This window comes from Streptomyces sp. CA-142005, from assembly GCF_050942335.1.
In the GTDB taxonomy this organism is placed as follows: Bacteria; Actinomycetota; Actinomycetes; order Streptomycetales; family Streptomycetaceae; genus Streptomyces.
Genome location: NZ_CP192078.1, coordinates 6,321,098 through 6,347,023 on the forward strand (window position 1 = coordinate 6,321,098; position 25,926 = coordinate 6,347,023).

At 73.0% G+C, this 25,926-nt stretch carries 26 protein-coding genes; 19 read left to right on the forward strand and 7 right to left on the reverse strand.

Features of this window, described 5'->3' with window-relative positions:
- Positions 1-157 precede the first annotated feature (157 nt).
- The 5 genes from ACQPXS_RS29635 to ACQPXS_RS29655 all read left to right on the forward strand — a co-directional run bounded on the left by ACQPXS_RS29635 (position 158) and on the right by ACQPXS_RS29655 (position 6,241).
- Positions 158-2,593, forward strand: a complete 2,436-nt coding sequence (locus ACQPXS_RS29635; protein ID WP_433452303.1) for a hypothetical protein — start codon at positions 158-160, stop codon at positions 2,591-2,593.
- A 150-nt stretch (positions 2,594-2,743) separates the two neighbouring features.
- The gene (locus ACQPXS_RS29640) at positions 2,744-3,697 is read left to right on the forward strand and encodes an ABC transporter ATP-binding protein (protein ID WP_433452304.1); all 954 of its coding nucleotides are present in this window, start codon (positions 2,744-2,746) and stop codon (positions 3,695-3,697) included.
- Positions 3,694-4,434 carry an ABC transporter permease gene (locus ACQPXS_RS29645; RefSeq protein ID WP_351799269.1) on the forward strand — a complete coding sequence of 247 codons (741 nt, stop codon included), beginning with the start codon at positions 3,694-3,696 and terminating at the stop codon, positions 4,432-4,434. Before ACQPXS_RS29640 ends, ACQPXS_RS29645 begins: the two co-directional genes overlap by 4 nt.
- A 5-nt stretch (positions 4,435-4,439) precedes the next feature.
- Positions 4,440-5,630, forward strand: a complete 1,191-nt coding sequence (locus ACQPXS_RS29650) for a sensor histidine kinase (protein ID WP_433456003.1) — start codon at positions 4,440-4,442, stop codon at positions 5,628-5,630.
- Positions 5,627-6,241 (forward strand): response regulator transcription factor, encoded by a 615-nt coding sequence (locus ACQPXS_RS29655; RefSeq protein WP_351799271.1) that lies wholly within the window; start codon positions 5,627-5,629, stop codon positions 6,239-6,241. The genes ACQPXS_RS29650 and ACQPXS_RS29655 overlap by 4 nt, the downstream gene beginning before the upstream one ends.
- Before the next feature lie 4 nt (positions 6,242-6,245).
- Here ACQPXS_RS29655 and ACQPXS_RS29660 read toward each other — a convergent pair whose 3' ends face one another.
- Together ACQPXS_RS29660 and ACQPXS_RS29665 are read right to left on the reverse strand one after the other, a co-directional pair.
- Positions 6,246-7,112 carry a tetratricopeptide repeat protein gene (locus ACQPXS_RS29660; protein ID WP_433452305.1) on the reverse strand — a complete coding sequence of 289 codons (867 nt, stop codon included), beginning with the start codon at positions 7,110-7,112 and terminating at the stop codon, positions 6,246-6,248.
- A gap of 759 nt (positions 7,113-7,871) precedes the next feature.
- Positions 7,872-8,894 carry a GNAT family N-acetyltransferase gene (locus ACQPXS_RS29665; RefSeq protein ID WP_433452306.1) on the reverse strand — a complete coding sequence of 341 codons (1,023 nt, stop codon included), beginning with the start codon at positions 8,892-8,894 and terminating at the stop codon, positions 7,872-7,874.
- A 140-nt stretch (positions 8,895-9,034) separates the two neighbouring features.
- Here ACQPXS_RS29665 and fdxA point away from each other — a divergent pair, with 140 nt between their 5' ends.
- Both fdxA and ACQPXS_RS29675 read left to right on the forward strand, forming a co-directional pair.
- Positions 9,035-9,355, forward strand: coding sequence for a ferredoxin (gene fdxA, locus ACQPXS_RS29670; protein ID WP_018561461.1), 321 nt, complete (start codon positions 9,035-9,037; stop codon positions 9,353-9,355).
- Positions 9,356-9,480: 125 nt separating this feature from the next.
- On the forward strand, positions 9,481-10,578 hold the full coding sequence (locus ACQPXS_RS29675) for a bifunctional succinyldiaminopimelate transaminase/glutamate-prephenate aminotransferase (protein WP_433456005.1): 1,098 nt from the start codon (positions 9,481-9,483) through the stop codon (positions 10,576-10,578).
- 83 nt (positions 10,579-10,661) lie between these two features.
- On the opposite strand, the gene ACQPXS_RS29680 is transcribed toward ACQPXS_RS29675, so the two are convergent.
- On the reverse strand, positions 10,662-11,078 hold the full coding sequence (locus ACQPXS_RS29680; protein ID WP_433452307.1) for an ATP-binding protein: 417 nt from the start codon (positions 11,076-11,078) through the stop codon (positions 10,662-10,664).
- A 285-nt stretch (positions 11,079-11,363) separates the two neighbouring features.
- Positions 11,364-12,356: a heavy metal transporter gene (locus tag ACQPXS_RS29685; RefSeq protein ID WP_433452308.1), complete on the reverse strand. Its 993-nt coding sequence runs from the start codon at positions 12,354-12,356 to the stop codon at positions 11,364-11,366.
- Between the two features lie 96 nt (positions 12,357-12,452).
- On the opposite strand from ACQPXS_RS29685, the gene dapE reads away from it, so the two are divergent.
- Together dapE and ACQPXS_RS29695 are read left to right on the forward strand one after the other, a co-directional pair.
- A complete protein-coding gene (gene dapE, locus ACQPXS_RS29690; protein ID WP_356301379.1) occupies positions 12,453-13,532 on the forward strand; it encodes a succinyl-diaminopimelate desuccinylase in 1,080 nt (359 codons plus the stop codon).
- 104 nt (positions 13,533-13,636) lie between these two features.
- Entirely contained in the window at positions 13,637-14,395 is a 759-nt protein-coding gene (locus ACQPXS_RS29695; protein WP_055707269.1) for a TIGR00730 family Rossman fold protein, read from the forward strand.
- Between the two features lie 71 nt (positions 14,396-14,466).
- Here ACQPXS_RS29695 and folP read toward each other — a convergent pair whose 3' ends face one another.
- Positions 14,467-15,327: a dihydropteroate synthase gene (gene folP, locus ACQPXS_RS29700; protein WP_433452311.1), complete on the reverse strand. Its 861-nt coding sequence runs from the start codon at positions 15,325-15,327 to the stop codon at positions 14,467-14,469.
- Positions 15,328-15,463: 136 nt separating this feature from the next.
- Between folP and ACQPXS_RS29705 the strand changes: the two genes are divergently transcribed.
- From ACQPXS_RS29705 to ACQPXS_RS29715, 3 genes are read left to right on the forward strand one after another with little or no spacing between them, the layout of a single operon-like run.
- Entirely contained in the window at positions 15,464-15,820 is a 357-nt protein-coding gene (locus ACQPXS_RS29705) for a DivIVA domain-containing protein (protein ID WP_433452312.1), read from the forward strand.
- Entirely contained in the window at positions 15,817-16,407 is a 591-nt protein-coding gene (locus ACQPXS_RS29710; protein WP_433452314.1) for a DNA-3-methyladenine glycosylase I, read from the forward strand. The genes ACQPXS_RS29705 and ACQPXS_RS29710 overlap by 4 nt, the downstream gene beginning before the upstream one ends.
- A 5-nt stretch (positions 16,408-16,412) precedes the next feature.
- Complete coding sequence (locus ACQPXS_RS29715; RefSeq protein ID WP_433452315.1) at positions 16,413-17,054, forward strand: GNAT family N-acetyltransferase; 642 nt, start codon at positions 16,413-16,415, stop codon at positions 17,052-17,054.
- 833 nt (positions 17,055-17,887) lie between these two features.
- Here ACQPXS_RS29715 and ACQPXS_RS29720 read toward each other — a convergent pair.
- A complete protein-coding gene (locus ACQPXS_RS29720) occupies positions 17,888-18,691 on the reverse strand; it encodes an enoyl-CoA hydratase/isomerase family protein (protein WP_433452317.1) in 804 nt (267 codons plus the stop codon).
- Between the two features lie 62 nt (positions 18,692-18,753).
- On the opposite strand from ACQPXS_RS29720, the gene ACQPXS_RS29725 reads away from it, so the two are divergent.
- Both ACQPXS_RS29725 and ACQPXS_RS29730 read left to right on the forward strand, forming a co-directional pair.
- Positions 18,754-18,918: a hypothetical protein gene (locus tag ACQPXS_RS29725; RefSeq protein ID WP_433452318.1), complete on the forward strand. Its 165-nt coding sequence runs from the start codon at positions 18,754-18,756 to the stop codon at positions 18,916-18,918.
- A 144-nt stretch (positions 18,919-19,062) separates the two neighbouring features.
- Complete coding sequence (locus tag ACQPXS_RS29730; protein ID WP_018544333.1) at positions 19,063-19,230, forward strand: DUF3117 domain-containing protein; 168 nt, start codon at positions 19,063-19,065, stop codon at positions 19,228-19,230.
- Positions 19,231-19,317: 87 nt separating this feature from the next.
- Here ACQPXS_RS29730 and ACQPXS_RS29735 read toward each other — a convergent pair whose 3' ends face one another.
- On the reverse strand, positions 19,318-20,016 hold the full coding sequence (locus ACQPXS_RS29735; RefSeq protein ID WP_433456007.1) for an O-methyltransferase: 699 nt from the start codon (positions 20,014-20,016) through the stop codon (positions 19,318-19,320).
- Between the two features lie 246 nt (positions 20,017-20,262).
- On the opposite strand from ACQPXS_RS29735, the gene sigE reads away from it, so the two are divergent.
- From sigE to ACQPXS_RS29760, 5 genes are all read left to right on the forward strand, one after another.
- Positions 20,263-20,973 carry an RNA polymerase sigma factor SigE gene (gene sigE, locus ACQPXS_RS29740; RefSeq protein WP_351799302.1) on the forward strand — a complete coding sequence of 237 codons (711 nt, stop codon included), beginning with the start codon at positions 20,263-20,265 and terminating at the stop codon, positions 20,971-20,973.
- On the forward strand, positions 20,970-22,013 hold the full coding sequence (locus tag ACQPXS_RS29745; protein WP_433452319.1) for a zf-HC2 domain-containing protein: 1,044 nt from the start codon (positions 20,970-20,972) through the stop codon (positions 22,011-22,013). Before sigE ends, ACQPXS_RS29745 begins: the two co-directional genes overlap by 4 nt.
- Before the next feature lie 743 nt (positions 22,014-22,756).
- On the forward strand, positions 22,757-24,484 hold the full coding sequence (locus ACQPXS_RS29750) for a S1C family serine protease (RefSeq protein WP_433456009.1): 1,728 nt from the start codon (positions 22,757-22,759) through the stop codon (positions 24,482-24,484).
- Between the two features lie 84 nt (positions 24,485-24,568).
- A complete protein-coding gene (locus tag ACQPXS_RS29755) occupies positions 24,569-25,021 on the forward strand; it encodes a sec-independent translocase (protein WP_399173419.1) in 453 nt (150 codons plus the stop codon).
- Between the two features lie 239 nt (positions 25,022-25,260).
- Entirely contained in the window at positions 25,261-25,926 is a 666-nt protein-coding gene (locus ACQPXS_RS29760; RefSeq protein ID WP_433452321.1) for a hypothetical protein, read from the forward strand.

A 25,926-nucleotide genomic window follows, 5' to 3' on the forward strand; every position in this document is an offset into this window, starting at 1 on the left:
CCACTTCGCCGTGCTGCGCAGGTGCGAGTCCGGTGTGGGTTTCCTCTGCGGTCATGGGATACACGCCGGAAGTGGCCAGTATGGTGGTGCGCGCCGCCGAGCCGCCCGAGCTGGTTGAGGTCGTAACGGACGGCGAAGCCAACTGGGAGAACCTGCCTTGAGTCGTGAAACTGACACTCCGTCCTCCGGGCCCAACGGGCGCGGCGGAGCCGCATACCCCTCCGGTACGCCGCCGTACGGGACCCCCATGGCTTCCGACGACGGTACGGACGCCGGTCGTTCGGCCAGGCGTCCGGAGGAGAAGAAGACCGAGACCACGCTGACCACCCGGATCCGCATCAACATCCCCGGATCCCGGCCCATCCCGCCGGTCGTCGTGCGCAAGCCCGTCGGGGACACCGACGCCGCCGGGGACGAGGCGCCCGTCCGCGACCCGAGGCCCGCGGCCGACCAGGAGGCGGCCTCCGCCGCCGAGCCCCCCGCCGAGCCCGCGGCCCAGGCCGAGGAGAAGACCAGCGACTGGTTCGCGCCCCGCAAGTCCTCCGCCGGCAAGGCCGGTCCGGGCGGCGGTGGCACGAACGGAGCCGGAACGCCCGGCGGTTCCACCACCGCCCCCGGCGCGTCGGGGACTCGTCCGGGTGGTCCGGCAGCATCCGGTGCGTCCGGTACCACCGGCACGCGCTCCGGTGGCCGCCCCGGCGGTGTGGTCGGCTCCATGAGCGTCCCGGGCCGCTCCGGCACCACCAGTGGCAAGGGCCTGCCCGGCACCACCAGTGGCAAGGGCCTGCCCGGCGCCACCGGCGGCCCCGTCGCCCCCGGACACGGCGGCGGCACCGGCTCCTTCGACGTGACCGAGGCGCTGAACGCGGGCCCGCTGAGCAGCGGCTCCCGGCCCGGCGCCGCCGACGGCGAACGCCGCCGCGACGGCCTGCCGTACTTCTCGGAGAACGGCGGCCAGGACGACTTCGGCGGCACGGACCCGGCGGGTTCGGGTACGACCGGTGCGGGCCGCGACGGCTTCGCCGGCACCCCGGGTGCGGGCGGCCAGAGCGGCTTCCCCGGCACCCCCGGCACCCCCGGTACGAACGGACACGGCGGCCTGGGCGGCCCCGGTGGTCCCAGCGGCTTCAACGGCCCGCACGGCCACGGCGGTCCGAGTGGCCCGCAGGGTCCGGCCGGCCCCACCAGCGGCCCGGTCACCGGTGACAGCCCCCTCGTCCCGCCGGCGGGCGAACCCTTCGACGGCCTGTCCGGCACGGGCGCGCCGCTCGGCACGGGTGGCTACGACGGCCCCGGCGGCCCGGGCACCCCGTCCGCCCAGCCCCCGCGCAGCGCCCTCGCCGACATCGCCGACCTGGATGGTCCCGAACGCCCCGGCGCTCCGGGTGCCGCCCCCACCGGTCTCGGTCCGGGCGGCGGGCTCAGCGACGACACCGCGATCCTCACCCCGCAGAAGCCGGCCCCCGAGGGCACGCCCGGCTACCGTCCGGCCGACAACGTCTCCGGACACACCGTCACCAGCGGCATCCCGGTCGTCCCCGGCGCCGGCACCTCCCCTTTCGGCGGCCCCTCGTCCGGCGGTACGGGCCCGCAGGCCCCGGCCAGGCCGGAGCCGGCGTCCGCGCCCAAGGCGCAGGCCAAGCCGAAGAAGAAGGGCCGCAGCAAGCTGGTGCTGCTCGGTGTCGGCGTGGTCGTCGTCGTGGGCGGTGCCTACGGCGCCGGACTGCTGATGAACCACACCGACGTGCCCAAGGGCACCACGGTCCTCGGCGTGGACATCGGCGGTGGCACCCGTGACGACGCCGTCAAGAAGCTCGACGACGCCTTCGGCAGCCGGGTGAACAAGCCGCTGAAGCTCTCCGTCGGCGGTCGGACGGTCACTCTCACACCGGAGAACGCCGGTCTCCAGTTCGACTTCCAGGCCACCGTGAGCAAGGCCGCGACCAGCGACTACAACCCGGTCCACGTCATCGGCTCGCTCTTCGGGCAGAAGCGGGTGATCGAGCCCGACATGCCGGTCGACGAGGAGAAGCTCCAGGCGGCCCTCCAGCAGGCCGGGGGCGGCTCCGGCTCGGTCGTCGAGGGCGGCATCGACTTCAAGCCGGGCAGGGCGGTCGCCGTCTACGGCAAGGCGGGCAAGGCCATCGACGCGGTCCAGTCGACCCAGGCGGTCGAACAGGCCTACCGGACCCTGGTGGAGACGGGCACGGCGACCCCGGTCACCGTCCCGACGACGACCAAGCAGCCGACGGTGCCGAACGCCGAGGTCGACCGCGAGATGAAGCAGTTCGCCGAGCCGGCGATGTCGGGCAACGTCACCGTGAAGACGGACGCCACCCACTTCATCGCGTTCAGCCCCGGGAACTCCCTGTGGAAGTTCCTCAAGGTGAAGGCCGTGGACGGCAAGCTCGTCGACAGCCCCGACCTGAACGCGCTCAAGGGGCTCTACGGCAAGACCTTCGACGGCGTGCTCATCACCCGCGCCACCGGCAAGAAGACGCCGGTCACCCCGCAGGACGTCTATGGCGCCCTGCGCCAGGCGCTGATCAGCAAGACGAACCGGGTCGCGGTCATCCAGACCAACCCGAACTGACCGGGACACAGCCCGACAAAGGGGGCGTCCGCCATCGAGCGGGCGCCCCCTTCGGCAGGTCCGTCACCTGATCCGCATGACATCTGTCATCCGGCACTCAGGACCCCCGACACTGCCCCGCCCCCGGCCCCTGCCGCGAGCATGGATGCCATGACGACAACTGCGGCACCGGCCACCACCACCCCGGTGGTCGGCTTCGACCAGGTGAGCAAGACGTACGGGAGCGTCAGGGCCGTCGACGGGCTCTCGCTCCGGCTGTACCCGGGCGAGACCGTCGCCCTCCTCGGCCCGAACGGGGCCGGTAAGTCCACCACCCTCGACCTGCTCCTCGGCCTCAAGCAGCCCGACGCCGGCACCGTGAGCCTCTTCGGCGGCACCCCGCGCGAGGCGATCGTCGCCGGGCGGGTCGGGGCCATGCTGCAGAGCGGCGGCCTGATGGACGAGGTCACCGTCGAGGAACTGGTCAAGCTCAGCTGCTCGTTGCACCCGAAGCCGTACAAGGCCGCGGACGTGATGGCCCGCGCGGGCATCGCGCAGATCGCCGACCGCAAGGTCAACAAGCTCTCCGGCGGCCAGGCCCAGCGCGTCCGCTTCGCCCTCGCCACCGCCGGCGACAGTGACCTGATCATCCTGGACGAGCCGACCACCGGCATGGACGTCTCCGCCCGGCAGGCCTTCTGGGCCACCATGCGCGAGCAGGCCGACCAGGGCCGCACCGTCCTCTTCGCCACCCACTACCTCGAAGAGGCCGACGCCATCGCGGACCGCGTGCTCGTGCTGCACCGCGGCCGGCTGCTCGCCGACGGCACCGCCGCCGAGATCAAGGCCAAGGCGGGCGCCCGCCGGGTCTCCTTCGACCTGGAGGGCGAGATCGACGAGGCCGCCCTGCGCGCCCTGCCGTTCCTCACCTCGATCACTGTGTCCAACAGCGGCTCCGCCGCGGGCTCGGGCCAGACCGTCCGCATCCAGTCGTCCGACGCCGACGCCACCGTGCACGCCCTGTACGGCCTCGGTGTCTACCCCCGCAACCTCGAAGTCGCCGGTCTCGGTCTGGAGCAGGCCTTCGTCGCCATCACGGAGGCCGAGGAGGCCAAGCAGTCATGAACGCCCTGATCAAGCTCGAACTGACCCGCGCCCTGCGCAACAAGAAGTTCCTGTTCTTCTCGGTGCTCTACCCCTCGATCCTCTTCCTGATCTTCTCCAGCAGCTCCGGCTCCACCTCGAAGGTCGACGGCACCGGCCTGACCGTCGCCACGTACCTGATGGTCTCCATGGCCTCCTTCGGCGCGCTGACCGCCGTCCTGATGGGCAACAGCGAGCGCATCGCCAAGGAGCGCGAGAACGGCTGGGTACGGCAGCTGCGGCTGACCCCGCTGCCCGGGCGCGGCTACGTCCTCGCCAAGACCGCCAGCGCCGCCGTGGTGAGCCTGCCCTCGATCATCGTGGTGTTCGCGGCCGCCGCCGCGATCAAGCACGTCCACCTGGACGCCTGGCAGTGGCTGGCCCTCACCGGCGTCATCTGGGCCGGCAGTCTCGTCTTCGCCGCGCTCGGCGTCGCCATCGGCTATGTCGCCTCCGGTGACGCGGTCCGCCCGATCACGATGATCATCTACTTCGGTCTGTCGATCCTCGGCGGCCTGTGGATGCCGTCCACCACCTTCCCGAAGGTTCTCCAGGACATCGCGAAGTGGCTGCCCACGCACGCGTACGCTGCACTGGGACGGGCGATCGAACAGAGTCAGGCCCCGCACGCGACGGACATCGCCATCCTCGCCGTCTACTTCGTCCTCTTCGCGGGCGGCGCGGCCTGGCTGTACCGGAAGGACACGCTGAAGGCGTGAGCACGATGACGGAAGACCCGCAGGCCCGCGAGCGGCGGTCGGAGCCCCGGGTGCGGATCGGCCAGGGGCCGCGCAACCGGCGCGAGCTCATGGTCAAGACGCTGTGGATCGGGGTCTGGCTGATCTTTCTCAGCTCCCCGGTCCACGATCTGACCAGCGGCCGGCACACCACGGGCGGCACGGTGGCCGGCGCGCTCGGCCTGACCGCCTTCGTGGTCACCTACCTGTCGCTGGTCTTCCGGCACATGGGGCGGCCGTTCTCGCCGGGGGTCGTCGTCTCGACGCTCGCGGTCCTCGCCGTCCTCGCCCCCCTCCTGGCCTACACCCTCGGCCCCGCCTGGCTCGGCCTGTTCGTCTACCTCTCGGTCGCCTGCGGGGCCACCCTGCCGGTCCGGGCCGCGTACTGGGCGATCCCGTCGACGGGCGTGGTGATGTACCTCGTCGGTCGGCACTGGGACCAGAAGCCGGACGACAGCCTGGTCCTCGTCGTGCTCATCGGCTTCGCGATGGTCGGCGTCGGCCAACTCGTCCGTACGACCGTCGAGTTGCGCAAGGCCCGGGCGACGGTCGCCCAGCTCGCCGCCAACGAGGAGCGGCTGCGGCTCGCCCGTGACCTGCACGACCTGCTCGGTCACTCGCTCTCCCTGATCACGCTGAAGAGCGAGCTGGCCGGCCGGATGCTGCCCGGCCACCCCGACAAGGCGGCCCAGCAGGTCGCCGACATCGAGCACGTCAGCCGGCAGGCGCTGGTCGACGTCCGGGAGGCCGTCACCGGCTACCGGCGCCCCCGGCTCGCCGCCGAGCTCGCCGGCGCCCAGGTCGCCCTGACCGCCGCCGGTGTCATCGCCGAGGTGCCGGCGGAGCCCGACCTCGACGGCGTCCCCGAGGAGTCCGAGTCCGCGCTCGCCTGGGCGCTGCGCGAGGCGATCACCAACGTGGTCCGGCACAGCGGCGCCGACAAGTGCCTCGTCCAGCTCACCCACCGCCAGACCCTGGACGGCGCGATGCTCGAACTCTCCGTCGAGGACAGCGGTTCCGGCGGCGACGGCGGCGGCCCCGGCAACGGTCTGATCGGCCTCACCGAGCGGCTGGAGAAGGCCGGCGGCACCCTGGAGGCGGGCCGGATCAAGCACGGGTTCCGGCTGGTCGCCCGCGTCCCCTCGGCCCCCGGGAGGGACGTAGGATCCGGGGCATGACGAGCACGATCAAGGTCCTTCTCGCCGAGGACCAGTCGATGGTCCGCGAGGCCCTGGCCGCGCTGCTCGGCCTGGAGGAGGACATCGAGGTCGTCGCCCAGGTCGCGCGGGGTGACCAGGTGCTGGCGGCCGTCGGCGCGCACGGCGTGGACGTGGCGCTGCTCGACATCGAGATGCCCGGTTGCACAGGCATTGAGGCGGCCGCGCAGGTCCACCGGGAGTTTCCGCAGGTCAAGCTGGTCGTCCTCACGACCTTCGGGCGCCCCGGCTATCTGCGCAGCGCCATGGAGGCCGGCGCCGACGCCTTCCTCGTCAAGGACGCCCCGGCCGCCCAGCTCGCCGAGGCGATCCGCAAGGTGCTGTCCGGTGAGCGGGTCATCGACCCCACGCTGGCTGCCGCCGCGCTCGCCGAGGGCGCCAACCCGCTCACCGAGCGCGAACGCGAGGTGCTCCGCGCGGCCGCCGACGGCTCCACCAACGCCGAACTGGCCAAGACCCTCCATCTCTCCCAGGGCACGGTCCGCAACTACCTCTCCACGGCCATCCAGAAGCTGGCGGTGCGGAACAGGGCGGAGGCGGTGCGGATCGCGCGGGAGAAGGGCTGGCTCTGAGAGGTCAGTTGAGCATCGCGCGGGCGGTGTGCGCCTGTTGCCGTACCTTCTGCGCCGCCGACTCGTCCACCACCTCGATCAGCTCGGCGTAGTACTCCAGCTCTTCCGCGCCCGACGCGAACTCGCCCCGCTGCACGAGGAGCTGCCCGCGCTCGTAGCGCAGCCGAGCGGGGTGCGCGGGCACCAGCAGCGCCAGCTCCACGGCCCACATCGCCACGTCCGACCGCTCGGGCCGGGCCGAGGCCCACGCGCGGATGTTGTTCAGAATCCGCTGGACGACCTCCAGCGGCGTCGCGGGCTCCAGCATGGAAGGCTCCAGCGGCGCCCCCGTGGCCCCCACCACGAGCATCTCCGCGTCGGTCCCGGTCAGCACCCGCCCGCCGTCGAACGGATCGGCCAGCACCTGCTCCTCGGTCGGGCCGAAGCCCACCACGAAGTGCCCCGGCAGCGCGACGCCGTACACCGGGGCGCCCGCCCGCCGCGCGACCTCCAGCCACACCACCGACAGCAGGATCGGCAGCCCGCGCCGCCGCCGCAGCACCTCGTGCAGCAGCGAGGACTCCAGCCGCTGGTAGTCGCCGGGCGTCCCACGGAAGTCGTAGCCCGCCCCGAGCAGCCGCCGTACGGCCTCCGCCCACGCGTGCGGCCCACCGGGCCGGTACGGCAGCTCGCCCGCGAGCCGGTCCAGCTCCAGCTGGGCGGCGTCGATCCCGGCCTCGTCCAGCGTGCCGTCCCCCTCGGCGCCGATCAGCAGGCACAGCGCCGACAGATCCGGCCGCTCGGACCGTGCCTCCTCGGCGAACCTGCGGCGCAACTCCGCCGACCGCTCCGGCGGGGGCGGGTACGGCGGCGGCAGATACGGGTGGCGCATGCCAGGCTCATGCCCTTCCACGGCGGGTTCTACGACCCGGTCGGCCGGGATTCCTCCAGCCCCTGCTCCCGGGCCGGCTGCCTGCCGGGTCCGGGCGGTGCGACGGCGTGGCTCCGGAGGCCTGGTGCGCTGGTGGCGGTGTCTCGGTCGCCGGCGGTGTCCGCCGTGCCGCCTGCCGGGTCCGGGCGGTGGGCGGGTGCGACGGCGTGGCTCCGGCGGCCTGGTGCGCTGGTGGCGGTGTCTCGGTCGCCGGCGGTGTCCGCCGCGCCGCCTGCCGGGTCCGGGCGGTGGGCAGGTGCGGCGGCGTGGCTCCGGCGGCCTGGTGCGCTGGTGGCGACGTCTCGATCGCCAACGGAGTCCGCAGTCCCGGCTGTGTAGGCAGCTCCGGCCGCGTGCGGCGGTGTCGGCCTGGTCCGCAGTCCCGGCTGGGTCGCGATCGACGACGGTGTTTTGATCGCCGACCTTGTCCGCGGCCCTGGCCGTGTCGGCGGTTTCGGCTGCGCTGGCGGTGTCCCGATCGCCGGCCGGGTGCGAGGCGCCAACCTTGTCCGCAGCCCCGGCCGTGTCGGCTGTGTCGGCTGCGCTGGCGGTGTCCCGATCGGCGGCCGGAGCGTCGGCTGTGTCCTCAGCGCCTGCCGGCTCCTGGCCACCGACCGCGGCGGCTGCCCCGCCCCGGCCCGTGGGCGTCTCCGTCTCGTGGTCCTGAGTGTCGGGCCCCGCCGCATCCGGTGCCCGACCCCGGTCCGCGGGCGCGCCCGGCTAGTGGTCCCGGTCGTCCGACTCCGTCGTGTCCGGTGCCCGGTAATGGTGGTAGGCGTGGTGTGGGGTGAAGCCCAGTGCCGCGTACAGCGCGCGGGCGCCCTCGTTGTCCGTCTCGACCTGCAGCCAGGCCGCCGACGCGCCCTCGTCCAGCGCCCGCCGGGCCAGCGCGGCCATCACCTCGGTGGCCAGCCCCTGCCGGCGCCGCCCGGGATCCACCTCGACCGCCGCGAACCCGGCCCATCGCCCGTCCACGACACACCGCCCGATCGCCGCCGGGGGCTCGCCCTCGGCACCCGGCACGGTCGCGAACCACACCGACGGACCCCCGCCGAGCACCCGCAGGGCCACCTCGCTCACCCCCTTGCGCTGGTACCGGGCGAGCCATGCCTCGTCCGCCTGCCGGGACAGCACCACGCCGGTGCCCTCCGCCCGGTCCGCGATCGGCGCCAGGGCACCGGTCCACAGCTCGGCGGTCACCTCCCGCACCCAGCCGCGCCGCTCCAGCTCCGCGCTCAGCAACTCCTGCGTGCCCTCGGCGCCGGTGGCCGTCTGGACGTAGGCGGGCAGGCCACGCTCGCCGTACCAGCGTCGTACGGCGGCGAGGGCGGCGTCGAGGGGGAGGCCGGGGTCGCCGAGCGGCAGCACGCTGTTGGCCCGCCGGGTGAACCCGCCGGAGGCCCGCAACTCCCACTCGCCGAGCCGCTCGGTCTCCAGCGGACGCCAGCCGCGCGAGCAGACGCGCGCGAGCTCCTCGTACGAGGCGGCGGGGCCCCGGCGGCGCGCCGGGGCGGCCGGTACCACCTTGCCCGCGACCAGCGCGGACTCGGCGATCCGGACGCTCTGCCCGTCCCGCCGTGTGATCATGAGCACGCCACTGTCCCATGATGTGAGAACACCCACCGTGTCGGTGAACTTCTCCTGCGCCGCGCCGGGTTCGCTCAACCGCCGTACGGAGACACGTTTTCCCACGTCAGCAGGGGTGATACGGACTTCCAGACGTCCTGCAGCCGAGATTTCCACTGGTCAGTTCACCCCTCCTGTTCGGATCACGCTCCGGAACGGAGATACTAGGGGCGGGCATCGACGACGCCGCGCTCCCGCGCGCCAGGCGGCGGAGCCTGAGGAGGCCCGCCAGCGCCCTATCGAGGAGGAACGACAGCGTGACCTACGTCATCGCGCAGCCTTGTGTCGACGTCAAGGACAAGGCGTGCATCGAGGAGTGCCCGGTCGACTGCATCTACGAGGGCCAGCGGTCCTTGTACATCCACCCGGACGAATGCGTCGACTGTGGTGCCTGTGAGCCGGTCTGCCCGGTCGAGGCGATCTTCTACGAGGACGACACTCCGGAGGAGTGGAAGGACTACTACAAGGCGAACGTCGAGTTCTTCGACGAGCTCGGCTCTCCCGGCGGCGCCAGCAAGCTGGGGCTGATCGAGCGCGATCACCCCTTCATCGCCGCGCTGCCGCCGCAGGGCGAGTGACCGTCTAAGCGCCAAGCGGCCCGCACCGACCGCGCCGCCTCGGTCCCGTACGGCCCGATCGCCCCGATCGCGGCCGTACGGGACCGCGGCGTTTGCCGCACTGTACGAAAGAGAGCCTGATGCCCGTGTCCGCAGTCTCCGACCGGCTCCCCACCTTCCCCTGGGACAAGCTGGAGCCGTACAAGAAGACGGCCGCCGCGCACCCCGACGGGATCGTCGACCTCTCCGTGGGCACCCCGGTCGACCCGGTGCCCGAGCTGATCCAGAAGGCGCTGATCGACGCGGCCGACTCCCCGGGCTATCCGACCGTCTGGGGCACCCCGGCGCTGCGCGACGCGATCACCGGCTGGCTGGAGCGCCGCCTGGGCGCCCGCGGGGTCACCCACCGCCATGTGCTGCCGGTCGTCGGCTCCAAGGAACTGGTCGCCTGGCTGCCGACCCAGCTGGGCCTCGGCCCCGGCGACAAGGTGGCCTACCCGCGCCTCGCCTACCCCACCTACGAGGTCGGCGCCCGCCTCGCCCGCGCCGACTACGAGGTCTACGACGACCCCCGCGACCTCGACCCGGCGGGCCTGAAGCTCCTGTGGCTGAACTCCCCGTCGAACCCGACGGGCAAGGTGCTGTCGAAGCAGGAGCTGACGGACATCGTGGCCTGGGCCCGCGAGCACGGCGTGCTGCTGTTCTCCGACGAGTGCTACCTGGAGCTGGGCTGGGAGGCCGACCCGGTCTCCGTCCTGCACCCGGACGTCAACGGCGGCTCCTACGACGGCATCGTGGCCGTCCACTCGCTCTCCAAGCGCTCCAACCTCGCCGGTTACCGCGCGGCCTTCGTCGCCGGCGACCCGGCCGTCCTGGGCCCGCTGCTGGAGATCCGCAAGCACGGCGGCATGATGACCTCCGCACCGACCCAGGCGGCGGTCGTGGCGGCCCTCGGCGACGACGCCCACGTCCACGAGCAGCGCGAGCGCTACGCCGCCCGCCGTGACGCCCTCCGGGCGGCTCTGCTGGGCCACGGCTTCCGCATCGAACACAGCGAGGCCAGCCTCTACCTGTGGGCCACGAGGGACGAGTCCTGCTGGCGGACGGTCGCCCACCTGGCCGACCTGGGCATCCTCGTCGCCCCGGGCGACTTCTACGGCGAGGCGGGCGAGAAGTTCGTACGCGTGGCCCTGACGGCGACGGACGAACGCGTCCGGGCAGCGGTGTCCCGCCTGACGGCGTAGATCCCACCGGCCTGCGGTAGCCACAAAGGCGAACGGGGCCCAGGGAAACTCCCTGGACCCCGTGTCAGCGGTCACAGCGGCGCTCAGCCACCCAGCGGCAGCCCATGCACCGGCAGGTTGGGCACCCCGCCCTTCGTCACGTGGGACGTGGCGCCCCCGAGCACGTTCCCCGCCGCCCCGGCGGCGTCACCCGCGGCCTTCTGCGCCACCGGCGTCGTCTTCTTCACGGCACCGCCCGTGGTCCTGCCCGCGGCCGGCACCGTCTGCTCGACCGCCTTGCCGCCCGCGTGGCCCGCGAGGGAGGTGACGTTCTGCGCGGCACCGTCGACGGTGTGGCCGGCGTGTGCCGTGTCCAGGGCGCTCAGGCCGCCCAGGTTCGGGGCCGCCGCCGGCAGGTTCGTGGCCGCACCGGCGGAGCCGGCCGCACCGACCCCGGTTGCCGCTCCCGCTGCGACGAGCAGCGCGGCACGGGCGATCCGGCGGGTCAGAGGGAGGGACATGATGCTCCATTCGACGGGAGAGAACGGTGTGTGTCCGGGTCCGTGTCGTGGCCCGGACGCCGTGACTACCGCTCGAAGCCCGCGAAGGTTGCGGACGCGCCAGGTAAAGAATGGATAACGCATCGCATTATCAGGTGTGGATAAAAACGGGCAAAGAGCGTCTGCCCGAAATTCCGCAGAATCCTTACCGCCCTTGATTTCCAAGGGATTCCGGAGACGGCACGCGTCCCGTCCGAACCGCCGCCCGAACCGGCGCCGCACAACCCCCCGGAGTGATCTCCCGTACTACTGTCCGGTCACGATCCGGACGACGTCCATGGACGCCCCCGCGCGGCCGGTCCCGCCCGCAGCGGCCGTCTTCCACTGCCCGCCGTCGATCCCCGCGGCCCACTCCCGCCCCGCGTACGACACCCGCTCGATGTGCAGCGCCGAGGAGTTGGCCACGGCCCACTGCGCCAGCTGCCAGCCCCGCTGCCGCTCGCCGCGCCCGATCGTGTCCACCTTCGTGCCCTGCGGCACCGGCACGGTCACGGTCCGCCCCTGCGCGGTCGCGGTCACGCTCGGCGAGGGGGAAGGCGAGGGTACGGGCGTACCGCCCACCTCCGCACCGGTCTCCTGCAGCGCGTCCCGCCCGAAGTCCCGTACCAGCGCGGCCCGCACCGCGTCCGGGCCCGTCGCCGAGGCCGTGGTCTGCGGGCGCCCGTCACAGGTCAGCGTGGCCGCCGCGCGCCCGGTCAGCGCCGCCGCCAGCAGCTTCGCGTCCGACTCGTGCTTGGCGTACGCCTCCGGGTAGCCGCTGCGCTGGACCTCCTGGGCCGCCCTGGTCAGCGGCAGATCGGTGTACTTGGGCACCTTGGCCAGGTGCGCGTAGAAGATGCCCGCCGCGTACGCCGGGTCCATGATCTGCTGCTCGGTGCCCCAGCCCTGCGAGGGCCGCTGCTGGAACAGGCCCAGCGAGTCCCGGTCGCCGTGCTCGATGTTGCGCAGCCCCGACTCCTGCAGGGCGGTCGCCAGTGCGATCGTCACGGCCCGCTCGGGCATCCCGCGCCCGGTGCCGACGGCCGCGATCGTCGCCGCGTTCACCGCCTGCTCAGGCGTGAACTCGTACGACGTCCGGTCCCCGTCGGCCGAGACCACCTCGCAGCCGCGCGCTCCGCCGCCTCCGGTGACGTACTGCACCACGAGGTACGCGGCGACGCCGCACAGGACCAACAGGGCCGCAGCGAAACGGAAGAGGCGGCCGCGACGCTTGGGACGAGTGGGGGACGGCTCTGGCACGCGTACAAGGTACTGGAGGCCCGACGGACCCTCACCTGGGGTTACCGGACAGCGCTTACCACTGGTCCCGGTGAGCGGCGCGCTAGGGTCGACGCCATGGCCGACACCTCGCTTGACCTCACGCTCGACGCCGCCGCGCTCACCGCGCAGCTCGTGGACTTCCCCTCCGAGAGCGGCACCGAGAAGCCGCTCGCGGACGCGATCGAGACCGCCCTGCGCGCCCTGCCGCACCTTGCGGTCGACCGCTACGGCAACAACGTGGTCGCCCGCACGAACCTGGGCCGCGCCGAGCGCGTGATCCTGGCCGGCCACATCGACACGGTCCCGATCGCGGACAACGTGCCCTCACGCCTGGACGAGGACGGCGTGCTGTGGGGCTGCGGCACCTGCGACATGAAGTCGGGCGTCGCGGTACAGCTGCGCATCGCGGCAACCGTCCCCGCCCCCAACCGCGACCTGACGTTCGTCTTCTACGACAACGAGGAGGTCGCCGCCGAGCTCAACGGCCTCAGGCACGTGGCCGTGGCCCACCCCGAGTGGCTGGAGGGTGACTTCGCGGTCCTGCTGGAGCCCTCCGACGGCGAGGTCGAGGGCGGCTGCCAGGGCACCCTGCGGATGCTGCTGAAGACCACGGGCGAGCGGGCCCACTCGGCGCGCTCCTGGATGGGCTCCAACGCCATCCACGCCGCCGCCCCCATCCTGGCCCGCCTGGCGTCCTACGAGCCGCGCTACCCGGTCATCGACGGCCTGGAGTACCGAGAGGGCCTGAACGCGGTCGGCATCAGCGGCGGGGTCGCGGGCAACGTCATCCCCGACGAGTGCGTGGTGACGGTCAACTTCCGCTACGCCCCCGACCGCACGGAGGAGGAGGCGGTCGCGCACGTCCGCGAGGTGTTCGCGGACTGCGGAGTCGAGGAGTTCGTGGTCGACGACCACAGCGGCGGCGCGCTGCCCGGCCTCTCCCACCCGGCCGCCGCTGCCTTCATCGAGGCGGTGGGCGGCATCCCGCGCCCCAAGTACGGCTGGACGGACGTCTCCCGTTTCTCCGCGCTCGGCGTCCCGGCCGTCAACTACGGTCCCGGCAACCCGCACTTGGCCCACAAGCGCGACGAGCGGGTGGAGACGGCGAAGATCCTGGCGGGCGAGGAACGCCTGCGCGCCTGGCTCACCGCGTAGGACGCCCGTACGGCGCACGCGCTCCGGACATACGCATGTCCCCCCTCCGTAACCGGTGTGGATCTACGCTGAGGTGGAACCACCCCCGAGCGGAGGGAGCGCACATGCCTACCGGCAACCCCGAGGGGAAGAAGATCCCGCCGGACGAGCAGCGTCTGGGACCGGTCCTCCGCCGACGAGGACAGGTGACGGCGAGCACGACGGACCAGCGCCTGCTGGACGCCGGCGGCCCCTCGGACTGGGTCCACACCGACCCCTGGCGCGTGCTGCGCATCCAGTCGGAGTTCATCGAGGGCTTCGGCACGCTGGCCGAACTCCCGCCCGCCATCAGCGTGTTCGGCTCGGCGCGTACGCCGGTGGACTCGCCCGAGTACGACGCCGGCGTGCGGCTCGGCCGGGGCCTGGTGGAGGCGGGCTGGGCCGTGATCACGGGCGGCGGGCCGGGCGCGATGGAGGCCGCCAACAGGGGGGCGTGCGAGGCGGGCGGCGTCTCGGTCGGCCTCGGCATCGAGCTGCCCTTCGAGCAGGGCCTGAATCCCTATGTCGACATCGGCCTGAACTTCCGCTACTTCTTCGTCCGCAAGATGATGTTCGTGAAGTACGCGCAGGGTTTCGTCGTCCTGCCCGGCGGTCTCGGCACCCTCGACGAACTCTTCGAGGCGCTGACCCTCGTCCAGACCCAGAAGGTCACCCGCTTCCCGATCGTCCTCTTCGGCAGCGAGTACTGGGGCGGCCTGGTCTCATGGCTGAAGAACACCCTGGTCGCCCAGGGCAAGGCCGCGGAGAAGGACCTGCTGCTGTTCCACGTCACGGACGACGTGGAGGAAGCGGTGGCACTCGTGTCGAAGGAGGCGGGCCGCTAGGGCACGGCCACCGGGGGCTCCGCCCAGACCTTCCCGCGAGCGGGGGTCCGGGGGACGGGCCCCCTGGTCGGTCAGGCCAGGCCCCGGCGAGCCACCGCGGGGACCCGGTGTCCGGCGATGGACGCCACCATGTCCAGCACCTGCCGGGTCTCGGCGACCTCGTGGACCCGGTACACCTGCGCGCCGAGCCACGCGGACACCGCGGTCGTCGCCAACGTACCGATCAGCCGTTCCTTCACCGGCCGGTCCAGCGTCTCCCCGACGAAGTCCTTGTTGGACAGCGACACCAGCACCGGCCACCCCGTGGCGACCATCTCGTCCAGCCGCCGCGTCGCCTCCAGACTGTGCCGCGTGTTCTTCCCGAAGTCGTGCCCGGGATCGATCAGCACCGACTCACGCGGCACCCCGAGCGCCACCGCCCGCTCGGCCAGACCCACGGTGACGTCGAGGATGTCGGCCATCACGTCGTCGTACGTCACCCGGTGCGGACGCGTACGCGGCTGCACACCACCCGCGTGCGTGCACACCAGCCCCACCCCGTACCGCGCCGCGATCTCCGCGAGCCCCGGGTCGACGCCACCCCACGCGTCGTTCAGCAGATCCGCCCCCGCCTCGCACACCGCCTCGCCGACCTCGGCCCGCCAGGTGTCCACGCTGATGATCACGTCCGGGAAGCGCCGCCGTACCTCCGCCACGAAGCCGACCGTCCGCCGCGCCTCCTCCTCGGCCGTGACCTCCTCGCCCGGCCCGGCCTTCACCCCGCCGACGTCGATGATCACGGCACCCTCGGCCACCGCCTGCTCCACGCGCGCGAGGGCCGGCTCGTCACGGAACGTCGCCCCTTGGTCGTAGAAGGAGTCCGGAGTCCGGTTCACGATCGCCATGATCACCGGCTCGTGGGGCCCGAATTCCCGCCTGCCCAGCCTGAGCATCCGCTGTGACCTCTCCTAGTACGTTCCGCAGCACGGCCGCCTGCGACCCTAACTGTCAGACTCGCATGGCACGATCGGACCCAGACAGTTTCAGCGTCCGGCACACGGCCGGCACGGAGCGTGGGGACCCCTGGCGATGGTGATGTTCTTGTTCCTGGTCGTCGCGCTGGCCGTCGTGGTCGCGGCGGTGACGCTCGGCGTGGTGGGCGGCGGCGGGACCGGCCCGCTGCCCGAGGTGGCACCGGAGCGGCTGCAGGACCCGCTGCCCCCGGACCGCCCGGTGAGCCGCGCCGACGTGGACAGCCTGCGCTTCCCGGTCGCCCCGCGCGGCTACCGCATGGCGGACGTGGACGACGCCCTCGGCCGGCTCGGCGCCGAACTCGCCGAGCGGGACGCCCGGATCGCCGACCTGGAGTCGGCGCTGGCCGGCGCCAGAGCCGCGGCGGCACACGTCCGCATGGAGAAGCCCGATCACCCGGAGGGCCGGCGATGAGCGACGGCGCCGCCCTGGCCGGGCCCGACGGCGCCCTGCGCTGCCCCTGGGCGCTGTCCACCGAGGACTATGTGTCCTACCACGACGAGGAGTGGGGCCGCCCGGTGCACGGCGACGACGCCCTCTTCGAGCGGATCAGCCTGGAGGCCTTCCAGTCGGGCCTGTCCTGGATCACGATCCTGCGCCGCCGCGAGGGTTTCCGCGCGGCGTTCTCCGGCTTCCGCATCGAGAAGGTCGCCGCGTTCACCGACGAGGACCGCGAGCGCCTGCTGGTGGACGAGGGGATCATCCGCAACCGCGCCAAGATCGACGCCACGCTCGCCAACGCGCGCGTGCTCGCCGACTGGGCGGAAGGCGAGCTGGACGAGCTGATCTGGTCCCACGCCCCCGACCCGGCCGGCCGCCCGGCCCCTAAGACCCTCGCCGACGTACCGGCCGTGACCCCGGAGTCCACAGCCCTGTCCAAGACGCTGAAGAAGCGGGGCCTCAGATTCGTCGGCCCGACGACGGCGTACGCGCTGATGCAGGCGTGCGGCCTGGTCGACGACCACCTGGAGGCGTGCGTGGCGAGAGGAGCGGGCGCCTGACCGCCATGGCCCGGACCCTGGCCGACATCCTGGACGCGGCGGCGCGGGGCCGCTTCCCGGCACCCGACGGCGGTACGACCGTGGTGCCGCAGCCCAGCCGCCGCGACGCCGGAGTGATCGCGTTCACCGCGCACTCCGTGGTGTTCACCGACGAGGACCCGCAGTGGGTGCGAGGCACGCTCGCGTCCCTCGACTGCGACGAGCTGGCGGCGGCGATGAACCCCCGCTTCCTGAGCGCGTTCCTGGCCCGCACGGGCCGCACGACGGACTGCGTCGATCTGCTCACCGTGGCGGGCTCCCTGCCCGGCGACCCCCCGGTGGAGCTGCGCGAACTCACCGACCCGGACCATCCGCGCGTGCACAGCGCCCGCAAGCGCCGGGACGACGTGCGCGTCTGGGCGACGGACGGGGGAGTGCTCGTCCTCGGCCGGGGTGTCGCGGGCCGCTGGGAGACGGCCGTCGAGGTGGACGAGGACGTACGGCACCGGGGGCTGGGCCGGGCCCTGGCCACGGCCGCCCGGCACCTGGTGCCCCCGGGCCACTGGGTCTGGTCACAACAGGCCGCCGGCAACGCCCGCAGCGTCCGCGCCTTCCAGGCGGCGGGCTACCGCCCGGTCGGCGCGGAGGCCCTCCTCATCGCCCACTAGCCCCCCGAGCCCCCGCCCCGCCCCGACCGGCCCGCACATCGCGCGCGGGGGCCGCCCGGTCCGCTGTCGCTGCCGCTGTTCGTCGCCGTCCGGTGGGTGTGAAGGCCCGGCTCATCGCACGCCGGACCGCTGTGTCTGCGGCCTCGTCCGGCCGCCTGCCGGCGCGGAGGTCCCTGCGCGTCGCGTGCCCGGGGCTGTCCGGCCGCCGTCCGCCGCGGGGTCCGCTGTCGCTGGGGCCGGTCTGCCGCTGTTCGTCGCCGTCTGTGGGTGTGGAGGTCCGGCTGGTCGTACGCCGGGCCGCTGTGTCTGCCGCGTCGTTCGGCCGCCTGCCGGCGCGGAGGTCCCTGCGCGTCGCGTGCCCGGGGCTGTGCGGCCGCCGTCCGCCGCGGGGTCCGCTGTCGCTGGGGCCGGTCTGCCGCTGTTCGTCGGCGCCTGGTGGGTGTGGAGGCCGGGCTGGTCGCGCGCCGGGCCGCCCGTCGGCAGCACGCCGCCGCGTTCGCGGTCGCCGGTCTGCCTCTGTTCGTCGGCGTCCGGTGGGTGCGGAGCCCGGCTGGTCGTACGCCGGGCCGCCGCGTCTGCCGTCTCGTCCGACCGCCTGTCGGTGCGGGGCCTCTGCGCGTCGCGTGCCGGCAGGCGGTCCGCAGCCTGCCGCCCCGTCCGACCGGCTGCCGGCGCGGAGGCCCTGTGCACCGCGCGCCAGGGCCGTCCGGTCCGCCACTCGTCACCGGGCCCGCGGTCGCCGCTCGGGCCTGTCGGTATCCGGCAGGGCCGTGGCGAAGGGGGCACGGCGCTGCCGGGGCAAGCCGGTCACCGATCGCTGTGGTGCTCCGGCCTCAGCGGCCCAGGTACTTCGGCTTCTCCTTGTTCACGAACGCCTGCACGGCGATTGCGTGGTCCTCGGACTGGCCGGCGCGGGTCTGCAGTTCGTCCTCCTTCTCCAAGGTTTCGGCGAGGGAGTGCGTGAGGCCGTAGGACACCGCCTCCTTGATGGCCGCGTACGCCACCGTCGGGCCCTCGGCCAGTGCCCGTGCCGTCTTCTCGGCCTCGGCGCGCAGCTCGGCCGCGGGGACGACCCGGTTGGCGATGCCCAGCTCGAGCGCGTCCTGGGCGCTGATGCTGCGCGGGAAGAGCAGCAGGTCGGCGGCGCGGCCCGGGCCGACCACCCGGGGCAGGGTCCAGGAGATCCCGGAGTCGGCGGTCAGGGCGACGCCCGCGAAGGAGGTGTTGAAGGCGGCCGTGTCGGCGACGACCCGGTAGTCCGCGGCGAGCGCGAAACCGAAGCCCGCCCCGGCCGCCACGCCGTTCACCGCGGCGACCACCGGCTTGGGCGCCCCGGCGAGGGCCCGCACGATCGGGTTGTAGTGCTCCTTGACCGTGCTCATCGTCTGCCCGGACCCGGTCTCACGGTCCGCCGCGAGCAGCCCGATGTGCTCCTTGAGGTCCTGGCCGACGCAGAACGCCCGGTCCCCGGCCGCGGTCAGCAGGATCGCCCGTACGGCCGTGTCCCCGGCCGCGGATTCCGCCGCCTCCCGGAGGGCGACCTTGGTCGCGACGTTCAGCGCGTTCATCGCCTCGGGGCGGTTCAGCGTGATCGTCGCGAGTCCGTCGCTGACCTCGTAGAGCACGGTGTCGGCCATGGCGCATCCCCTCCGGTTAGCGGGTGACGTACCGCTCAGTACGTCCGTGTATGAAGCACAGCATGGCGGAGATCGCCGCCCAAGGGCCGGACCGGACATGTGACCTGCATCAAAGAAAAAAAGAGCGAAGCCAGCCGGCGGATGTCCGTGCGGCGGTGCAGTATCGCAGCCACATCGCCGAATTGGGTGGTTTTGCTCGCGCGCGTTGCCCAAGCGATGCCGACTGATGTTGGTCATCGGGTCCTGCGATGCGGGATAATGGCTGGGAAGCAATGTGTTCGATGCCGGTGTCGCGTGTCCGTTTCGGAGTCGCGGATGCCCTCCCAGGGCTCTCGGCAGACGATGAGCTGGTTTCAGGAAGGGGAACGAGCATGGCGGCCATGAAGCCGCGGACGGGTGATGGCCCGCTCGAGGTGACCAAGGAGGGGCGGGGCATCGTCATGCGCGTTCCGCTCGAAGGCGGCGGTCGACTCGTCGTCGAGCTGACCCCTGACGAGGCCGAGGCGCTCGGCGACGCCCTCAAGAAGGTCGTCGTCTGACGTCCCAGCGATCCTGTCCTTCGGACTGCCCCGGCATCGTACGCGGTGCCGGGGCAGTCGCGCTTCCGGACCCGCGCAGCGGGCCGTTCACCTCTTGACGGCGCACAGCAGGCCGTCGCCCACCGGCAGCAGCGACGGGACCAGTTCCTGGCTCTCGCGCACCGCGCGCAACAGCTCCCGCAGCCGCAGCACCTCCGTGGGCTGCGGTCCGGAGTCCACCGTACGGCCGTTGGCGAAGATGCCCTCGAACACCACCAGCCCGCCCGGCCGCAGCAGGCGCAACGATTCAGCGAGGTAGTCCAGGTACTCCAGCCGGTCGCCGTCGCAGAAGACGAGGTCGTAGCCGGCGTCCGCGAGCCGGGGCAGCACGTCGAGCGCGCGGCCGGGGATGAAGCGGGCCCGGTTGCTGGCGAATCCGCAGGCGCGGAAGGCCTGCCGGGCGAACTGCTGGTGCTCCGGCTCCGGATCGACCGTGGTGAGCACCCCGTCCGGGCGCATGCCGTGCAGCAGATGGATTCCGGACACTCCGCAGCCCGTGCCGATCTCCGCGACCGCCTTCGCGTCCACGGAGGCGGCGAGCAGTCGCAGCGCGGCGCCGGTGCCGGGCGACACCGAGCGCAGCCCTGCCTCGCGGGCCCGGTCGCGGGCCCACCGCAGCGCGTCGTCCTCGGCGACAAAGGCGTCGGCGAACGCCCAGCTCGTCTGCCGGTTGCCGGTAATGACCCTCTCCTGTCCCCGTGGTTGCCTGGGCGTGACTGTATCCGTTGGCGCCGGGAACCCGCAGATGGGACCGGGCGTTTAAAGGGTTGAGACGGTGGCCGGGACGCGACGGGGGGTAAGACGGGGGTGCAGGACGTGGATCGGGACGCCGAGCAACTGCTGACGCAGCCGTATGAGCCGTATCAGCCCAGATCAAATTCTCGTAAAACCGCTTATGGGGAGCTAACGGGCGAGGTGGCTATGGTAGGGGCTCCACTGGACACCACCAGAGCTGACAGGGGAGGTGCGGCTGCGCCCGGAGACCGGGGTGGAGTGCTGCGGCGCTTCCTCGGGTCGGCGGGCAGGCCGAAATCCGTGACCGACACCGCTGCTGACCACCACGCCGGTTTCGCCGCAGGCGAGGCCCAGACCGCGACCTTCTCCACCGACGCGGACGGGCAGGCGTGGACTCCGCCCACGTGGGAGGAGATCGTCAGCACGCACAGCGGCCGGGTCTACCGGCTGGCCTACCGTCTGACGGGCAATCAGCACGACGCCGAGGACCTCACCCAGGAGGTCTTCGTCCGCGTCTTCCGCTCCCTGTCGACGTACTCGCCGGGCACCTTCGAGGGCTGGCTGCACCGCATCACCACCAACCTGTTCCTGGACATGGTCCGGCGCAAGCAGCGCATCCGCTTCGACGCCCTCGGCGAGGACGCGGCCGAGCGCCTGGCCAGCCGCGAGCCCAACCCGCAGCAGCTCTTCAACGACGCGCACTTCGACGCCGACGTCCAGCAGGCCCTGGACACCCTCGCGCCCGAGTTCCGTGCCGCCGTCGTCCTGTGCGACATCGAGGGACTGTCGTACGAGGAGATCGCCGCGACCCTCGGCGTGAAGCTCGGCACCGTCCGCTCCCGTATCCACCGTGGCCGCTCCCAGCTCCGCAAGGCCCTCGCGCACCGGTCCCCGGAGGCGCGCGCGGCCGAGCGGCGCTCCTTCGTGGCCCGTGTCCCCGCTCTGGGGGGAGGGGGCGCGACCGCGTGAGTGGAACCCGGCCCAAACCTGCGGAGGCACACCTCGCAGAGCAGCACCTTGGAGACCGGCTCTCCGCCCTGGTGGACGGAGAGCTCGGTCATGAGTCGCGTGAGCGGGTCCTCGCCCACCTGGCCACCTGCGCCAGGTGCAAGGCGGAGGCGGACGCCCAGCGCCGGCTGAAGAACGTGTTCGCGGAGGCGGCGCCGCCTCCTCCCTCGGCGAGCCTCCTGGCCCGCCTCCAGGGCCTGCCCGCGGGAGGTGACCCGGACGGTGACGGCATGTCGCCGCCGGGGGGAGGACTCTTCGGCCCCGGCCCCGGTGACGACGAGACCACCGGGCCGGCGGGAGCCTCCGGCGTCTTCGGTGTCTTCGGAATGAGGCGCGGCGAGCGCTTCGCGTTCGGATACGTCCCCGCCCGCCCGCACGGCCCCGCGCATCCGGACAGCGCGCTCCCGTCCGCCGAGGAGCGCGGCTTCCGCATCCATCCCGTCGGCCGCCCGGACGACGGCCGCTCCGCCTCGCGCGGTCTGCGGTTCGCGTTCGCCGCCGCCGGCGCGGTGTCGCTGGCCGCGGTTGCCCTCGGCGGTGTGACCACCGCCATCCCCGGTGACAACACCGCGGACCCCCGCGGCGGCACCGGCACCGGCAGCAATGTGATCCCGGCGCGCTCGGCGGGCAGCGGCGGGGGCGCCGGGTCGGCCACGCCCGACACGCAGCGGCGCCGCTCGGGCGGACCGCTGCTCGCCCAGGGCGGCACCCAGCTCGGACCGACGCCGGCCGTCCCGACCTCGATGGCCGCGCCGCTGGTACCCGGACTGCCGACCCCCGGCACCGGCAGGATCCAGGGCGACGGCGTCATGCGCGGCCTGACCGCGCCGGTGATGGCCGGTGCGGCCGCGGTCTCCCCGCTGATACGTCCGCTCGACGACACCGTGGTCTATCCGCTCACCGCCTGGTCCGGGGTTCCCGGAGTGACCGGCTCCGGCCTGCCGTCCGCCCCCCTCCCCGCTCCCACACCGTCCCCCTCCACACCCCCCCAGACCCCCTGACCCGGCCCCTGCTCCACGGCCCGCGAACCTGGTTGAATCTGTGCGGGCCGTTCCCGCGGCGATGACCCGGGGGCGTAGTCGACGTTCCGCGCCCGCACGCTTCGGCGGCGGCCGCGTCCAGCCGTGGGGAGAGCATGAACGAGGGGAACCGTGTCCCACCGGAGGACGACCCGGAGGGAACGGCGGGGGCGCCACCGACCACCCGAACCGATGCCGAGCAGATACGGCTTGAGCCGACCGACTTCGAGTTGGCACGCCCGGAGACCGTGCGGATCTCCGAGGGGGAGCAGACCGGAGTGGCGGACGCCGGGGACTTCGAGCTGGCCAAGCCGGTGTCCGGGGTGACGGGCGGTGCCGGGGCGGACAGGGAGCCCGGGGACAGCGCCTGGGCGGCTCCCACCGAGCGGCCCAAGCCGTTGCACGACCCGGACCCCTACAGCACCCCGCCGTACGGCGAGCCGGGCCCCTGGGCGCCCGCACCGCCCGTACAGCACCCGGCGGTCACCGCGGCCCACGGAACGCCCGTGCCCGCTCCTACGGCCCCGCTGAGCGAGGCCGCCTCCGGGACTCCCACCCTCGTACCCGGGCCGTCTGCCCCGGCAGCCGGTGCACCCGCGCCCACACCCGTACCGGGCGCATCCACGCCCGCAACCGGCGCACCCGTGCCCGGCACCACCGCCGCCATCCCGGCTCCCGGCGCGCCCGCGCCCGGCGTTCCGGACGCCGGGGCGCCCGGCCCCGGCATTCCGGCCGCTGGCGTTTCCGTCCCTGCGGCCGTCGCTCCTGGCGTTCCTGCCGCGGGGTCTCCGGCCGCCGGCGTTCCGGCCCCTGCGGCCGCCGCCCCCGGTGTTACCGCCTCCGGCGTTCCCGTTCCCGGTGCTCCTGCTCCCGCCCCCGGCTCTCCTGCCGCTGGCAGTCCGGCCGCTGGCGTTCCGGCCCCTGCGGCCGCCGCCCCCAGTGTTACCGCCTCTGGCGTTCCCGTTCCCGGTGCTCCTGCTCCTGGCTCTCCCGCCCCTGGCGTCCCCGCCTCCGGTGCTCCCGTTCCCGACTCTCCAGGCGCTGGCGTACCAGCCCCCGGCTCCCCGGCCGCTGGCGTTCCCGCCCCCGCAGCCGCCGCCCCTGCCCCCGCCGCCCCCGGCGTTCCCGCCCCCACAGCCCCCGCCCCCGCCTCTCCAGCCCCCGGCGTCGCCGCCCCCGGCGTCCCCACCCCCGCAGGCCCCCCGGTACCGCCGGCCTCCTCGGTGGGGGAGTCGGGGGCGCGTTATGACCCCTGGGCCGCTGGGTCGCCCAAGGAGCAGATGTTCGGGCAGGGGGCCTTGCAGCAGACCGGTGTCGGGGTGTTGACGGAGGAGCAGCGGAAGCGGCGGGGGAGGCGGCTGTTGGCTGGATGGACCCTTGCGGTCGCCCTAGTCTCCGCGGCGATCGGCGGGGTGGCCGGTGCCTGGGTCGAGAAGGAGGGCCTCGGGGACGACGTACGTCTGCCGCAGGCCGGGCACGTGCCCGCCGGACGGGCGCCGGACAGCGTGGCCGGGATAGCCGCCCGCGCGCTGCCCAGTGTCGTCACCCTGCACGTGACCGGGACCGAGCAGAGCGACACCGGCACCGGCTTCGTGCTCGACACCCGCGGGCACATCCTCACCAACAACCACGTCGTCGCGCCCGCCGGGTCAGGCGGTGAGATATCCGTGACGTTCAGCAGTGGCGACACCGTCAAGGCCAAGGTGGTCGGCCGCGACAGCGGCTACGACCTCGCCGTCGTCCAGGTCCACGGTGTGCACGGACTCACCCCACTGCCCCTCGGCAACTCCGACGACGTCCGGGTCGGTGACCCCGTCGTCGCCATCGGCGCCCCCTTCGACCTCGCGGGCACCGTCACCTCCGGCATCATCAGCGCCAAGGAGCGGCCCATCACGGCCGGCGGGGAGAAGGGCGACGGGAGCGACGTCTCGTACGTCGACGCGCTGCAGACCGACGCCCCGATCAATCCCGGCAACTCCGGCGGGCCGCTGCTCGACTCGCGGGCCCGGGTCATCGGCATCAACTCCGCCATCCGTTCCGCAGACGGCGGCTCCGACTCGGACAGCGAACAGGCCGGATCCATCGGTCTCGGCTTCGCCATCCCCGTGAACCAGGCCAAACGCGTCGCCGAGGAACTGATCAACGACGGCCACGCGACCCACCCGGTGATCGGCGTCACGCTCGACATGGCGTACACCGGCGACGGCGCCCGTATCGACGGCAAGAGCGCGAACGGCGGCCCCGCCGTGACCCTGGGCGGCCCTGGTGAACGGGCCGGTCTCAAGGCGGGCGACGTCATCACCGAGGTCGACGGGCAGCGCGTGCACACGGCAGAGGAGCTCATCGTCAAGATCCGCGCCCACCGGCCCGGTGACCGGCTGCGGCTGACGGTCCGGCGCGACGGCACGGACCGGGAGGTCCCGCTCCGACTGGGCGCGGCAGCGCAGAACTGACAGAAGTCTCACCTCGGGACGGTACCGGTCGGACAGGAACGCCGGGTACCGTTGAGCGACCGAGGACATCGCAAGGAGCGTCAGGTGTTCAATGACATAGGACCGCTGGAGCTGGTGACGATCATCGTGCTCGCCGTGCTCGTCTTCGGTCCCGACAAGCTCCCGAAGGTCATCCAGGACGTCATGCGCACGATCCGGAAGATCCGCGAGTTCTCGGAGAGCGCCAAGCAGGACATCCGCGAGGAACTGGGTCCGGAGTTCAAGGACTTCGAGTTCGAGGACCTCAACCCGAAGACGTTCCTCCGCAAGCAGCTGGACAACGACGAGCTGGGCCTGAAGGAGATCCGCAACGGGTTCGACCTGAAGAAGGAGATGGCCGAGGTCACGGACGCCGTCCACGGTCGGGAGACCGAAGCGTCCTCCTCGTCGTCTGCGTCTTCCTCGGGTTCGGCCTCCTCCGGGCGTATCGACATGACGAAGAAGCCGGAGGAGCCCGGCAAGGACGAGCGGCCGCCCTTCGACGCGGACGCCACCTAGTCGCACAACCCGGCGCCGACACGCGCACGCGTGCGTATGCCGCGCACGTGACGCGTTTCATAGCCCGCACCCGTCGCACACGGCCTGAACAGGTCGTTCGCACGACCCACGCATCCAGCGCCTGCCCTGAGGCTCTCATCGGTGTGGATATGCTGCCGAGTTGTTGTGCGGACCGGCGAGTACGCCCGAAGGGGGGCGGGCCATCCCGGTCCGACGAGAGCGAGGAGGCGTCCGGGCAGATGGAGACGACGAGTCGGGTGGGCGCGCACGCGCCGGCCGCGGAGGATGGACAGCAGCTCCCCTTCGCCCGGCGTACGGTCGACGGTTATCTGCAGGCACCCTTCCCGTGGTACGGCCTCGACGAGGCGTTCACCGGGCCGCGCTGGCTGATGCAGGTGGGTACGGCGGCCGACGGTGCCGTCGAGCACGGTTCGATCGGGCACGGCGACGAGCCCACCGTACGGGGCGAGGCCGGCTCCGCCGGTGAGCCGCGGGAGAAGTTCGCGGTGGTCGTCACCGTCGCCGCGCAGCCGTCCCGCAGGAGCGCCGACGGTACCGGGCTGCTGGAGGCCACGTCGGTGTCCTCGGCGGCGTGGCTGGCCGGGGTGGGGCTGCTGTCGTTCACCTGGCCCGGGCAGATGGACCACAGTCTGCGGGACGACTGGCTGGAGCAGCAGACGGAGACCGCGTGGGCTCTGGCCGACGATCTCGAGGGGCCGGAGTGGAGCCGGCTCTCTCTTCCGGTGGACGGGGTCGCCGCCTCTTTCCATTACCGGGAGTCGGAGTTCGGGTGGGTGCTCGCCGGTACCACTGAGGCGGGGGTGCACTTGGGTGCGTACGGGCGGGGGATGAGTGCGTACGGGCTCGGGTTCGCCGTGGTGAAGGACATTTCCGCTTACGCATGA